General features: G+C 71.6%; 5 protein-coding genes. 3 read left to right on the top strand and 2 right to left on the bottom strand.

Going from position 1 to position 14,511, the window contains the following annotated elements; translation table 11 throughout:
• The first annotated feature begins 5 nt into the window (after window positions 1-5).
• Window positions 6-4,211: a hypothetical protein gene (locus tag TA3x_RS17745; RefSeq protein ID WP_435015991.1), complete on the top strand. Its 4,206-nt coding sequence runs from the start codon at window positions 6-8 to the stop codon at window positions 4,209-4,211.
• A 300-nt stretch (window positions 4,212-4,511) separates the two neighbouring features.
• Entirely contained in the window at window positions 4,512-7,544 is a 3,033-nt protein-coding gene (locus tag TA3x_RS17740; protein ID WP_435015990.1) for a hypothetical protein, read from the top strand.
• An 85-nt stretch (window positions 7,545-7,629) separates the two neighbouring features.
• On the opposite strand, the gene TA3x_RS17735 is transcribed toward TA3x_RS17740, so the two are convergent.
• A complete protein-coding gene (locus TA3x_RS17735) occupies window positions 7,630-8,853 on the bottom strand; it encodes a hypothetical protein (protein WP_435015989.1) in 1,224 nt (407 codons plus the stop codon).
• 631 nt (window positions 8,854-9,484) lie between these two features.
• Between TA3x_RS17735 and TA3x_RS17730 the strand changes: the two genes are divergently transcribed.
• Window positions 9,485-12,814, top strand: coding sequence for a WD40 repeat domain-containing protein (locus TA3x_RS17730; RefSeq protein WP_435015988.1), 3,330 nt, complete (start codon window positions 9,485-9,487; stop codon window positions 12,812-12,814).
• A gap of 25 nt (window positions 12,815-12,839) precedes the next feature.
• Here the strand turns inward: TA3x_RS17730 and TA3x_RS17725 are convergent, their stop codons facing one another.
• Window positions 12,840-14,441 carry a hypothetical protein gene (locus TA3x_RS17725; RefSeq protein WP_435015987.1) on the bottom strand — a complete coding sequence of 534 codons (1,602 nt, stop codon included), beginning with the start codon at window positions 14,439-14,441 and terminating at the stop codon, window positions 12,840-12,842.
• Window positions 14,442-14,511: the final 70 nt, after the last annotated feature.

The following is a 14,511-nucleotide window of genomic DNA, read 5'->3' as shown; positions in this document are numbered from 1 at the left end:
GGCCCATGGCTTCCCTTCCCCTCCGGTCGTGGGCGTCGCCCCTCCTCGCCTGGGCCGTCCTGGCGTTGTCCCCGACGACCTGCCCCGCGCAGGGGCAGCCGAACGGCCGGCCGAACCTCTGGGCCGTGGTCGTCGGCGTCGACGGCCGGCCGGGGACGACCGTCGGGCCGAGTGGAGCCGAGGCCGCCCGGAGGGTCGGCGCGTGGCTCTGCCGGGCGGGCAAGTGGGACGCCAAGAACGTCCTGCTGCTCACCGACGACCCCCGCGCGCCGACGCCGGTCGGCCCGGGGCAGCCGGCCACCCTCCGGGCGACGAGGGAGAACCTGGACCGGGCCATGACCGGATGGCTCAAGGAGCGGGTCCGGACCGGGGACGCCGTCCTCCTGTATGTGGCCAGCCGGATCGTCGCGGCCGACGAGTCCTCCCCGGCCGGCGTGGCGGTCGAGATCGCCGATGGCGGCCAGACGGGGGCCGGCTGGGCCCCCTCGGCGACCATCGAGGCCCTGCTCCACGATCGGACCTTGCGGGCTGACAACAACGTCCTGGTCGTGCTCGATGTCGCCCCATCCCGGGAGTCCCCCTCCGAGGCCGCTCTCGGCGGGTGGCTCGATGCGCTGGTCCTGGGCCCGAACGGCGGGGCCGGGGGCGTATCCCGGCCGGTGATCTCCGCCTGCCTGGCCCCGGACTGGAGGGCGTCGGCGCGGGCCGGCGGGTTCGCCGACGCCTTCCTCGCGGCGCTGGGCGAGGCGGATCGGCCCCGGGGGGTGGGCGGGGCGCTCCACCTGCTGGGGACGGACCCCGCCCGGCTCCGCTCCGGGTTCCGGATCCGGGGTACGATCCCCCCCGACCTGACCCTCTGGGCCTCGAGGGTCGGCCCTCGGCAGGGCCGCTCGCCCGAGTGGCTCCTCCAGCGGGGTCATGCCCGGGGGGTCGCCTCGATCGCCTTCTCGGCCGACGGGGCCCAGGTCGCCAGCGGGTCGGAGGATTCGGTGGTCCAGATCCGGTCGGCCGGGGACGGGACGCTGCTGACCTCGCTGGCCCACCACACGATCGCCATCACCCGGATCGCCATCAGCCCCGACCAGACGCTGCTGGCCAGCGCCGACCTCGACGGCAAGGTCCGCGTCTGGGATCGGGCCTTCCGCCGGATCGTCGGCGAACTCGCCTCCGACCGAGGGGTCGTCGAACTGGGCTTCCTCCCCGACTCGCAGCGCCTGATCGCCCTGGACGCGGCGGGCCACGCCTGGAACTGGGACGGGGCGCGTCGGGAAGAGACCTGGTCGGAACTGGTGCCGGGGGGGACCTTCCAGCACATGGCCCTCGCCGACCGGGCCGGGCCCGTCGCCCTGGCCCTGGGCGGGGCCGACGGGACGGTGACCCTGGTGGGGGCGGATGGCCGCCCGACGGGGGGGACCATCAAGGCCGGCGAGCCCCTGGCGCGGCTCGCCCTGTCCGGCGACGGGGCGGAACTGGCGATGGCCGACGAGGCCGGGGCGGTGCGCATCGTCTCGGTCCCGGCCGGCCGGACGATCGGTGAAGATCATCTGGAGAACCGGCCCGGGGCGATGCTCTTCCTGCCCGATGGCCGGCTCGCCGCGTGCTCCGGCGAGAGGATCCGCCTGGTCCTGCCGGGCCGGGCCGCCGTGGACCTGCCCGCGCCGGGGGGGGCGACGCGGCTGGCCGTCTCGGCCGACTCGCGACGACTGGCCGCCATCGCGGGCGGGACGGCGCTGCTGTGGGAACTCCCGGAGGGGGACCCGCCCCGCTCGATCCCGATCGACGGGCTGGCCGACCGGGTCGCCCCGACCGCCCTGGCCTTCTCGCCCGACGGGGCCCGCCTGGCGATCGGGGACTTCGAAGGGGCGCTGCGGCTCGTCGACGCCGCGACCGGCGGCCTGGCGCTGGCCCCGATCGCGGCCGATCGGGGGCAGGTCGCGGCCCTGAGGCTGTCGCCCGACGTCCGGATGATGCTCCAGATCAATCGCGAGGGCGTCGCCCAGATCTGGGACCTCTCCGACGGATCGGCCCGGGCCCCGCTGCCGGGCCGGTGGTCGGCCGGCGCGTTCCTCCCCTCGGGGCGGGGCGTCGTGCTGAGCGAGTACCGGACCGGCGACCTCTCCGCCCGCACGGCCGGGACGGGGATGCCCATCTCCCTGGCCTTCCCCCGCCCGACCGACCCGCGCGGGGCGATCCTCTCGCGAGAGAAGCTCGGCCCCCTGGCCGTCTCGCCCGACGGCCGATGGCTCGCGGCGGGGGGGGCCAACGGCATGGTCGCGGTCTGGGACGCGGCGGCCGGGCAAGTCGCCTTCGTCGATCGCGATGCCCACCGGCGGGCCGTCACGGCGGTCGCCTTCTCGGCCGACGCGAAGCGGCTGCTGACCGCCGGCCGGGATCGCTCGGCGCGGCTCTGGAAGGTCGACGCCCGGGGAGCCCTCGCCCCGGACGGCCCGGCCATCACGGCCCCGGAACCGATCTCGGCGGCGGCGATCGACCCCCGCGACGGCGGCCGGATCGCGATCGGGACGACCGGCGGCGTGGTCCTCCTCCGACCGCCCGGGGCGGCGCAGCCCGCGCGGGTCGACGCGATGGACGGCGCGATCAACGCCCTGGCCTTCGCCGCCGACGGGAAACGCCTGTTCGCCGGATCGGACCGCGACTCCCGGCTCGGGATCTGGGAACTCAACGCCGAGCCCCGGCGGATCCGATGGGATGGGCGGGATGGCCACGCCGAGCGGATCAACGCCCTGGCCGTCCACCCCAACGGTTCGCTCCTGGCCAGCGCCTCGGACGACGCCACGATCCGGCTCTGGGACGTCGGGCCGGGCGAATTCCGGCCGCTCTGCGCCCTGTCGTCGATGCCGGTCGCCCGCGACTGGGTCGCCTTCGCCCCGGATGGGCTGTTCGACGGCAGCGAGGCGGGCCGGCGCCGCATCACGTGCCGCGTGGGCGGGGCCGTGGACTCCGTGACCGCCGAGCGTCTGTTCGGCCGCTTCATCCATTTCGAGCTGCTGGCCGAGATCTTCCGCGGCGACCGGCCCCGGGCCCGGGCCCCCCTGGCCGGGCTGTCCAATCGCCGACCCCCCCTGGTCCGGGTCGTCTCCACCAGGAAGAGCGGGGTGAACCCGTTCAACCGCGCCGAGGTCGAGGTCGAAGTGACCGACCAGGGGGGCGGGATCGGGGAGATCGTCCTCTTCGAAGGCCCGCCCGGGAGGCGCGACAAGCGGATCAGCCCGGCGAAGGTGGACGAGATCCCCGGCGGGTCGCGGAAGGCCCTGTTCGCGGCCTTCCTCAAGGAGGGGGAGAACCCCTTCTGGGTCTCGGCCTCCGGCGACGATCGCGGATGGGAGGCGGAGCCCGTGCCCGTGCTCCTGTCCTACGACCAGCCCAAGCTCCGACAGGCCCAGCTCTATGTGATGACGGTCGGCGTCGCCGACTATGCCTACGACGACCTGGACCTGAAGTTCTCGTCCGCCAACGCCGCCAACTTCCAGAAGGTGTTCGCCGCCCGGCGCAAGAATTCGGCCTATCAGGAGGTGCACGCCGACCCCGCCCTGGTCAACAACGGGGCGACGCGCGCGAGGATCCTGGCCCGCCTGGCGGCGACCGCCAACCGGACCGAGCCGCAGGATACGCTCGTCGTCTTCCTGTCCGGGCACGGGTTCCGCGACGAGGAGACCGACCGGTACTACTACGTCCCGCACGATGTGACCCGGGCCGGCCAGGGCGCGCTGGGCACGGACGACCTCAGGAAGGAAATCAAGGCCAACGGCATCCCGGCCGAGGACCTGCTGGAGCGCCTGGGCAAGGCGCGGGCGAAGAACGTCCTGCTGATCCTGGACACCTGCTACGCCGGGGCCGCCTCCAACGCCGCCCGACGCGGGCCCCTGGAACGGTCCCGGCACGGATGGGGCGGGGTGATCATCGCGGCCGTGTCGGGCGACGACAAGGCCTACGAGGCCGACCAGATCAAGTCCAGCCTCCTGACCTACGGCCTCCTGGCCAGCATCAATGCCCTGGATGATCGCCCCGTCCTGACCGAGAGGTTCGCGCCCGTCAAGCTGGGCGAACGGGGAGGGACCCTGGTCGGATCCTGGTTCGAAGCCGCCCGGCAGCGGGTGGCGGCCCTCTTCGAAGTGACCCAGAGGACGCAGGATCCGCAGATCTTCGGCGAGAATCTCGACTTCGAACTCGTCCCGCCGATCGCCCCCTGATCCGCCCGACGAACCCCGCCCCGGCCCCTCGCCGCCGCCCGACCCGACGGTCGTGCGGATCGCTGCGCATTTCCGGTGCCGAGAGTTTCATCCCGGTGAATTGGGACCGCGGGAACTCTTGCAAACCTTTTGCACCGTGTTATTTTATCCTAAACTGCCTCAATTCTCCGGTTCGCCCGCGTTGCCAGCGGAAAGATCCACAGGGTCGAACCTGTTAGATATGCACCGGCGGCCCTCGATGGCCGAGGTCCGATCCCCGAGCGGCCGGTCGCGGCCGACCCCCATCCACGGGAGCTGCCCATGTCCCTGCGTCGCGCGATCACGTCGAATCTCGGATCACGCCGTCGTCGCCGGGCCGCCGAACCGCGGGTTGAGTCGGTCGAGAGCCGGATCTTGCTGGCGACGTTCACGGTCAACTCGAATGCGAACGATTTCGCCAGCCCCCAGGACCGATTCGACGCCCAGGTGACGGTGCCCGTCGGCGAGGTGCTTCGCGAACTGCTCTTCAAGCCCGATTCGAGCCGGGCGTTCAATTCCTCGGTCGCGATCGGCGATTTCGACGGCGACGGGATCGGCGACATCGCGGTGTCGATCTACAACACGGACCCCAGCCCGCTGCTGAACATCCTGGGGCCCCGCCTCGAGACTTACGTCCTGTTCGGGCCGGTGTCGGAGGCCCTGACCTCGCAGGCCTCGCCGAGGGCCTCCCTCGTGTATTACGAGGCGATCACGCCGGCTCCCGGAGCCCAGTACACGACGGTGTCGACCGCCGGGGATTTCAACGGCGATGGCAAGGCCGACATCGCGGTGGGCCTGAACAGCGTCATCCCCGACCCCACCTTCGACCCCTTCACGACGCCGACCTCGAAGGTCGGGACGCTGAGGCTCCTCGTCAACCCGGGGACGATCCCGCCGTTCCTCCCGGGCCAGCCCCCGGCCTTCCCGGCCTCCATCCCGAGCCTGGGCTTCCTGGAGAACTTCGGTCAGATCCGTTCGTTATCGGCCGGGGATGTGAATGGAGACGGGCGGGATGACCTGGCGATCCTGAAAGATTCGGGCGTCGATGATGCCTACGATTATGACATCGTCGGCGTCTACCCGGCATCGGCGCAGGGCAGTTCGGTCCAGCTTGGGAGCCCGACGACGTTCTCGTCGCCCGATGGGCAATTGGGGCTGCCGAGCTCGATTTCGGGCGTCGCCCTGGGCCGCTTCGAGGCCTCCGGGAGCCCGGACGCCCTGGACCTCGCGATCTCCTACAACACGGGCTCGACGATCTCCACGACCGTCGCCGCCATCTATCGCAACCCCGGCAACGGGCAATTCCCGCCGACCCGGGAGCGGACGGCCTCGTTCGGCCGCCTCACGAATGCGCTGAATGCCGGCGATTTCGACGCCGACGGCCTCGGCGATCTGGTGTCCCTCGACTTCGACGGGTCGGTGGTGATCTTGCCGGCCGCCGGCAATCAGCCCGCGTATACGCTCCCCGGCACGCGTCCGGCCAACTCGGTCCCCGCATCCATCGCGGTCGGCGATCTCAACGACGGGGCGCCGGATCTCATCACCGAGTTCCGGACGTCCGATCAGGCCGCCGCGAATGAACTCAACCCGCAAACCTACTCCGTGATCGTCTCGAAGACGACCCTCCGGGATGCGATCAACCGCGCGAACCAGTCCCCCGGCCCGGACACGATCAACTTCCGGCTCGCCGATCCGACGATCCGGCTGAATACGTTCCTGCCCATCATCATCTCCCCGATCGCGATCGACGGCTTCAGCCAGCCGGGCGCCCGGGCGAACACCCTGGCCGATGGCGACGACGCCTTGCCCGGCGTCGTGATCACGGCCCCGGACGACGCCCCGGTGTTCGACGCCTTCACGATCAACCGGACCCTGTCGGGCGGGACGTCGATCCGCGGGCTGGTGATCAACAACCTCGTGGGCTCGGCCATCCTGGTCGCTGGCGAGGCCGGCGGCAACGGCTCGGATGGCGGCGTGGTGATCGCCGGGAACCGGATCGGCGTGGATCGCGACGGCACGAATCGCCGGGGCAACGGGGGCCAGGGGATCCGGCTCCATGCCACGAGCGGCGTCACGGTCGGGGGGACGAGCCCCGCCGATCGGAACATCATCTCGGGCAACGGCGGCAGCGGCATCAAGATCGATGTCTCCGGCCCCAACCTGATCGTCGGCAACTACATCGGCACCGATCGCACCGGCCGGAACGCCATCGGCAACGTGCTGGACGGCATCCAGATCAACGACAGCTCGTCGATCACCATCGGCGGGGCCGATCCGTCGGCCCGCAACATCCTCTCGGGCAACGGCACCAACGGCGAGGGGGCGGGCGTCAACATCGACGGCGTCGGCTCCCGGAACAACGCGATCCTGGGCAACTACATCGGGGTCGACCGGGACGGCAACGGCGACCTGGGCAATACCCTGATCGGGGTGTTCGTCGGCGCCGGGGCGAGCGGGACGACGATCCGGGACAACGTCATCACCGGCAACGGTACGGACGACAATTCCGGCGTCGGCGTCTACCTCTACCGGTCGAGCGGGACGACGATCGACCGGAACCGGATCGGCACGACCGCGGCGGGGAGGGCGCTCGCGGGCGGCTCGCCTTCGGTGATCGGCGTGCTGGCGAACGACTCCGGCGGCAACGTGATCGGCTCCCCGGATCCGGCCAACCGCAACGTGATCTCGGGCCACCGTCAGATCGGGGTCTACCTCGCCCGCGAGACCGCCGGCGATCGGCCGATCGGGCAGGGTTCGTCCAACAACCTGGTCCAGAACAACTACATCGGGACCGACTTCGACGGCCTGGCCGCCATCCCCAACGGCGCGGACGGGGTCAACATCGCCAACTCCCCGAACAATCGGGTCATCAACAACCTGATCTCCGGCAACCTCTCGACCGGGATTCAGCTGTTCGGGGCCACCTCGGTCGGCAACGTGATCGCCAGCAACCGGATCGGCCTCGACGCCAACAACGCCCCGACCCTGCCCAACGGCGACAGCTTCCCGGTCGGCATCTTCAACAACACCGGGGGGGCGAGCAACACCATCGCCAACAACTCCGGGCAGACGGGGGTCGTCGACGGACCGGGCGTGGCACCCGCCGCGTCCCCCGGGTCGGTCGCGACCGCCCAGAACGTCAACAAGGCGACCGGCAAGGGCAAGAAGGGGGCTCGCCAGGCGTCGGCCGCCCAGCAACGGAAGGCCAGGCAGGCCAGGCACCGGCAGGCGGCGAGCCTGGCGGCCCGCGCGAAGGCCCACAAGGTCAAGGTGTCCCAGGCCCATCCCAAAGGCCCGGCCCGCGGCACCCGCTGACCCGACTCCTTGACCCGACAGCACACGAGGGCCGGCCGGGACGCATCCCGGCCGGCCCTCGTCTGTGATCGCGAAGCCCCGGGGATCAGTTCCCGAGGATGGGGTTGTAGATGCTCCCGCCGCGGGCGGCCTGGCTCCGGCTCCGGCCGAAGAAGATGTTGCCCTGGAGGATGAACTCGCCGTCGAACGGCAGGGGGCCGGTCACCGGGCGGGCGTAGCCCAGCGTCAGGATGCCCCGGTCCAGGATGCCGATATTGGCGCCGAAAGTCATGTTCAGGACGTCGGGGATGCCGTAGATGTCCTTGTCGCTGTAGCCCCGATGGTTGAACGGGGTGTTCAGGTGGGCCTCGACCACCGGCGTGAACGACGAGATCAGCGAGCCCTCCTCCTCGGCCTGGTACAGGTTGTAGCCGAGGGCGACGTCCACGAACAGCATCGTGGGCAGGGCCGCGTCGGTGGGCACGGCGACGGCGCCGAAGCCCTGGACGAAGGCCTTGCCCCGCTGGAAGATGTAGCCGAGGTAGGGCTGGATCTCGACGGGGTTCTTCAGCCGCCCGGTGACGGGGAAGCCGGCGAACGCGGCCGGCCCGGTCGGGGTGTCGACGCTGAGGCCGGCCGAGATCAGGTTGCCCGAGTCGTCGGAGTAGAGGACATACTTGGCGAAGACGCCCAGGTTCCCCGCCGCAGTCGTCGTGCGGTTGAGCCGGGCGGTCCTGCTGTCCGAGACCAGGGTGTTGATGGGCATCCGGAGGCCGAACGACCCCTGCCCCTCGGCGAACGTCTTCTCGAACCCGTACAACTGGCGGTAGACCTGCTGCCGCTCGATCGGCGAGTTCAGCCGGTCGTTGAGCCTCTTGTTGACGTTGTCGTAGAAGTTGAACGTGCCGAAGATGCGGTCGACCGGGCGGGGCGACTGGTTGTCGGCGATCTTGAACCCGCGCACCGCGGGCACGATCCCGGCGACGGACCGCTGGCCGAAATTGCCGCCGCCCGGCCGCACGGGCGGGTTCGGGCTCGGGATCGACGGGAACCGGATGGCCTGGCGTGCGAAGTACGGACCCTGGTCGCCGATCATGAACTTGGGGGCGGCCGCCGCCCTCTGGATGCCGCCCTGCCCCGAGATCGCGCCGGCGTCACCGGCCCCATCGAACGCGAACGGAGAAGCCCCGGGCGGGGCGTAGGGCGCCTCGGCCGGATTGCCGTAGTCCGGGGCCGCCGCCCCCGGATCGCCCCCCGGCAGGGCATCCGGGGCGGTCCCGGGCGCCGGGCCCGGCATCGTCCCCGGGGCCGCCTCCGAGGGAGGGGGCATCGGCGGGAGGCCGGAAGGGTCCCCCGAGACGTCCGGGGGAATCGGCGTGCCGATCGGGCCGGACGGGTCGGGCTGGAGGGGATGGGCGCCCCCGCCCGGCGCGACCATTTGCTTCGAGGGGGCCGTCCCAAACGGCTCGCCCAGTGCGTAACTTGCCCGGGACGGATACGTCGAATCCGCATGGGCAAGGTTTGAAGTGCAGGCCCCAAGTGCGAGCACAGCGGCGAATCTGCATCCTTGTAGCAACCGTTTCCCCATCTTACCCTCCTGGTATCGACACCCGGGCGATCCTGCCCGGGGGATGGATGGAAAACGAGGCGATCGGCCTTCATGAACGACGAGATTCGCATGAGTCGCAATTGACCTCGTATCCTCACTGCCCCGATTATCGTCCAAATCGATTCTGGGCTTGATGTCATGGTCAAGTTGCCCACCCACCAGACGCAGGAGGATGGCCGTGAATCGTGACGTCGAGTCGCAACTCCCGCCGATGCCGGCGTCGGCGGGAACAGGCCCCCGGGATCCGAATGTTTGCCGTGCCGGGCTCGACGGGGTGGCGCTCATCCCGGGGCCTCGCCCCTGCCGACCGCGTCGGGCGACGCTCCGAGGCATTTGCCGCGTCGCCACCCTGTTGGCCCTCGTCCTGATCCGGCCGACCGCCCCGGCGTCGGGGCAGGATGCCAGGGCGTTCCGGTTCGAAGCCCCGATCCTCGTGATCAACCCGAGGGGCCACTCCGCCCCGGTCAGGTCCCTCCTGTTCTCACCCGACGGGAGCCGGCTCTTCTCGGGGGGATTCGACAAGGCGATCAACGTCTGGAATGTGCAGTCGGGGGCCGCGGAACTGGTGCAGACGCTCCGGCCGCCGATCCATCGGGGCGACAAGGGGCGGATCTATGCCCTGGCCCTGTCCCCGGCCGCCGACCCCGCGGGGGGCCGGTTGCTGGCGGTAGCCGGCCGTGGGGCGAATGCCGATGGCAGCAACATCCTGATCTATCGATACCCCGGCCGGCCCGGGCATGAGACGGGGGACCTCGTCGCGCAACTCCCGAGGCCGGACCCCCGGATCGACGTCGCCAACGCCCATGTCGAGGCCATTTCGAGCCTGGCGTTCTCGCCCGACGGGGCGATGCTGGCGTCGGCCTCCGCGGATTCGAAGGTCATCCTCTGGGACCTGGCCGCGATGCGCCCGCGGGCGGTGCTGCTGGGGCACGCCGGGCCGGTCAACGTGGTCGCGTTCACCCCCGATGGCCGCCACCTCGTCAGCGGGGGCGACGATGGCGTCCCCCTCGTCTGGGAGGTGGCCAGGCCGACGGCGCCCATCGCCCGGGGCACGGTCAGGACCCGGTTCGCGAACGAGGCGGAGTCGGGCCGGACGGTCAACAGCGCGGCCGTCAGCCCCGATGGACACTTCGTCTTCGTCGGCCACGAGAACGGTTTGTTGAAGCGGTACACCCTGCCGAGCCTGACCGAGGAGAGGATCCTGCCGATCATCCGCGACCAGCAAGGTGCGATCGAGGGGATCGCCTGCAGCCCCGATGGCCGGCATCTCCTGACCTCATGCGTCCGATTGCTCGCCAACGAGGCCGGGCGTCCCTCGAACGAGTGCGACATCGAGCTGCGATCCATGCCCGATGGCCGGGTGGTGCGCCGGCTGGCGGTGGCCGACAACCTGGCCTATGCCCTGGCGTTCTCGCCGGACAGCAAGACGGCGGCCATCTCCGGGGGGGATGCCCAGCCGATCCGCCTGTTCGACATCGACGGGGGGGGAGGGCCGAGGATCACCCTCCAGGGCGAGGGGAGCAGCATCTGGGACGTGGGCTTCAACGAGGAGGGGACCGTGGTCGGATTCACGCGGCAGCGGGTCGACGACCCGGGGGGCGCGGGGGTCTACGACGGGTTCGACCTCAGGGCTCGGCGATTCACCCCGCTGCCGGCCCCCCCGGCCCGGCGGGCGATCCGCACCGACGGGGGCTGGACCGTCCGCCCGGACAACCCGTACGCGCTGGGCGTCTTCGACCCGGCGGGCCTCCGGGTGTCGACCCTGAGCCTCGATCGCGGCTTCGATCGCCGCTGGTGGTCGTATAGCTTCATCCCGGGCAACCCGAAGGAGGGGCATCCCAGGCGGATGGTCGCCGTCGCCTGCGAGGCGGGGGTCGCTTTCTTCGAGCCGGAGACCGGCAATCGGACGCGCCTCTACGTCGGGCATGTCGGGCCGACCTACGCCCTGGCCCCGTCCCCCGACGGGCGGTGGCTCGCCACCGGCTCCATGGACCAGACCGTCCGGCTCTGGCCCCTGGCCGGCTGCGATACGCTCCCGCCCCTGGGGGCGAGATTCCGACTCCTGCCCGACGGCACGGCCCGCGCCGAGTCGGTGACGCCCCGGGGATTTGCCGAAGGGGTCGGCCTGAAGGAAGGGGACATCATCGATGCCTTCTATCAGGGCTCGCGACGCTACCCGCCGGGGGAATTCCTGCAACAGGTCGATCCCGATCGGGTCGCGCCCAATGTCACGATCGCATTCCACGTCCGGGGCCAGGAGTTCCCCATCGGGACGACCCGGCGCGATCAGCCGCTCATCAACCTGTTCGCGACGCCCGGGGGCCAGTGGGTGTTCTGGACGCCCCGGGGGTTCTATGACACCTCGCTGGCCGGCGACCATCGCCATCTCGGCTGGCATCTGAACCACGGCACCCCGGAGGCGCCGGGAGAATCGGAATACTTCCCGATCGATCGCTACGAGAAGGAGTTCCGCCGTCCGGAGTTGCTGGCCGAGCTGGTGGCCACGGCCGACCTGGGCAGGGCCCTCGCGGCCCTGGACCGGGCCCGGCCGCAGACGCCGGCGGAACCGTCGGCGTTCGTGGAGGCGAACCCCCTGCCCCGGGTCCGCATCCTGGCCCCGACGCCCGGGGGGGCGGCGACGGCCCAGGCCACCGTGCCGGTGCGGGCATCGGCCACCCCGGGGGGGGCGGCGGCGATCCGGTCGATCCGGATCTCCGTGAACGGGGCCAGCGAGGCGGGCCGGACCTTCGCGATCAACCCGCCCAGCCGGGTCGCCGTGCAGCGTGAGGCGGTCGTACCGCTCCGGCCCGGGCCGAACCGGATCCTGGTCCTGGCGACCGACGACCGGGGGCGCGAGCATTCCGCCTCGCTGGACCTGGCGTCGACGGCCCTTCCCGGGACGAAGGAGCGGCAACCCCGGCTCGACATCCTCGCCGTGGGGGTCGAGGGATTCGCCGACCCCCAAATGGCGATCCCCTACGCCGAGCGGGACGCCGCGGAACTGGCCGACTTCTTCGCGGCCGGCAGGGCCGGTAGGACGAAGTATGCCGATTCCGCCGCGACGGTCCTCGCCGGCAAGGAGGCGACGGCCGAGAACCTGGCCCGGGCGCTCGGCGACCTGGACGAGGCCGCATCGAAGGGCCAGTACGGCCCGGGGGACACCCTGATCGTCGCGATCGAATCCCACCTGCTCTCTTTCGACCAGTCGACCGCACTGCTCGGCGCCGGGGGGGATGCCAGGAGCCTGAAGGAGACCGTCCCCTCCGAGACGATGGCCGAGCCGCTGGGGCGGCTGGCGGAGGCGGGCTGCCGGGTCGTCCTGCTGCTGGACGGGGCGCACAAAACGTCCCCCGGCCCGTGGGGCGATGCCCAGGAGGACTGGATCCGGGACCTCTGGAGGAACCGCGGGGTCATCGCCTTCGTCGCCTCGACCGACGGGCCGAGCGGGCGGCAGGACGTCGATCGCCTGGGCCTCTTCGCCCGGGGGATCCTCGACTTCCCCGGCCGTCGCCTCAACCGCAAGGCACCGCTCACGCTCGACGAGTTCAAGGCGGTGATCGAGGCGCGGATCTCCGACCTGAGCCGCCGCGGCCAGCGGGCCGAATGCCTGATCCCCGATGCGCTCTCGCCGGCCACGCCGTTCCTCGAACCGGCGTCGGCGGCCGCCCCCCCGAAGCCCTAAGCGATCCCGGCGCCGGACGTTCGCATCACCGACCGGCGCCGGGGAGGGCGGTCAACTTCATGGCGACCACGCGGCCGACGTGCAGGTCCTCGCGGCGATGGCCCGGGAACCGGGCGGCGAGGCGGTCGGCCTCCGCCCGCTGGGCGAGCAGGTAGAGGACCTCGGCGCGCGAGCCCTCGGCCAGGGTCGTGACTCCGGGGACGTCGTAAAGCTGGGCCAGACGCGCCGCCACGTCGCGCTCCAGGCGGTGGAAGTTGAACTCCGTGCCCTGATACTCGCCCGACAGGTCGATCAAACGGACCTGGCCCCGCTGCTCCGGGGCATGGCGCCAGAACTGGTAGGCCAGGCCCCTGCGGTCGGTCAGGACGGGCCGGCTCCCGGGGCCATCCGCCCGGATGGCCGCGATCGCCCGGAGGGCATCGTTCGAGTCGGCATACGAGGCGCCCTGGGCCTCCGTCCGGACCTGGATGGTGGCCAGCCCGAGGAAGCCGACGCAGGCCAGGACCACCGCCCCGCGCCCGGATCGTTCCAGGAGCGTGGCGACGACCGGGCCGACGCACAGGACCGAGGCGACCGCGTACCGGTCGATGGCCGAGGGCTGGAGCAGATAGGAGATGGCCAGGATCGCCGCCGGCATCAGGGCCAGCCCCATCACGCCGAGGAGCGGGGCGAGCGAGGACTCGTCGATCTCCGACCGGGCCCCGCCGGGCGACCTGCGCCGGAGCATCGCCGCGGTCGCCGCCACGGCGCCGGCCACGGCGAAGGGGGCCGCCGGGAAGACCCCGTTCAGGAACACGCGGGCCTGGGCGAGATCCGGCGGCGTGATCCAGGTCGGCACGCTGATCGCCGACCGCTGCCCGACGTAGAAGATCGGCACCAGGATGGCGAGCGTCATCGGCCCGGCGGCCAGGCCCAGGCAGGCCTGCCGCATCCGCCCGGGCCATCCGGGCGTGAGGGCGAGGTAGGAGGCCGCCAGCAGCCCGAGCGAGATGATCCCGAAGTAGTGCACCGAGCAGATGAACGCCGAGAGCGCCGCGATACCCGCGATCGTCCCGGGTCGACTCCGCCCCGGTTCGAGCCGATTCAGCGCGTAGGCGAGCCAGGCGAGGGCGGCGAACCACGGGGCGTAGAACCGCCCTTCGAAGGCCTGATGGATCAGCAGGGGGTGGGCCCAGGTCGCCAACGCCCCGGCCAGGGCGACCGGCGGCCGGAATGATGCTCGGAGCAAGGCATAGACGCCCACCAGACCGAGATAGGCCGCCGCGAAGGCGAACGCCCGCAACGAGGCCTCGGTGAGCGGCCCGGTCGCGGCCGAATACGCCCTGAGGAGCAGGAACAGGCCCGGAGGATTGAAGTCGGCCCCGCGCCGCAACGCGGACAGGGCATGCGCCAGGCTGGGGTCGCCGGCCACGACCAAGCTGTGGAACTCGTCCAGCCACAGTGGGCGACCGAAGAGCCAGCGCGTCCGCGAGGCGATCACGGAGAACGCCATCGCCGCGAGGAGGATCAGCGGGGGGACCAGGCCGCCGATCCGACCTCCGGGAGTGCGGTCGCCGAGGTCCGGACGTTGGTCCTGGTCGGCCCGCCCCGGCGGGCGATCCGACGTGTCCGACGGGGTCGCTTGCATGATGGGCGCGTTCTCGGGGGGGATGAGAGGGGACGCACGCGACCTTGCGACGATCCTCGTCCGCGCCCGG

This window comes from Tundrisphaera macrotermitis (genome assembly GCF_051175315.1).
In the GTDB taxonomy this organism is placed as follows: Bacteria; Planctomycetota; Planctomycetia; order Isosphaerales; family Isosphaeraceae; genus Tundrisphaera.
Note: the sequence above shows the minus strand (reverse complement) of the source record. Positions and strands in the feature narration are given on the sequence as shown.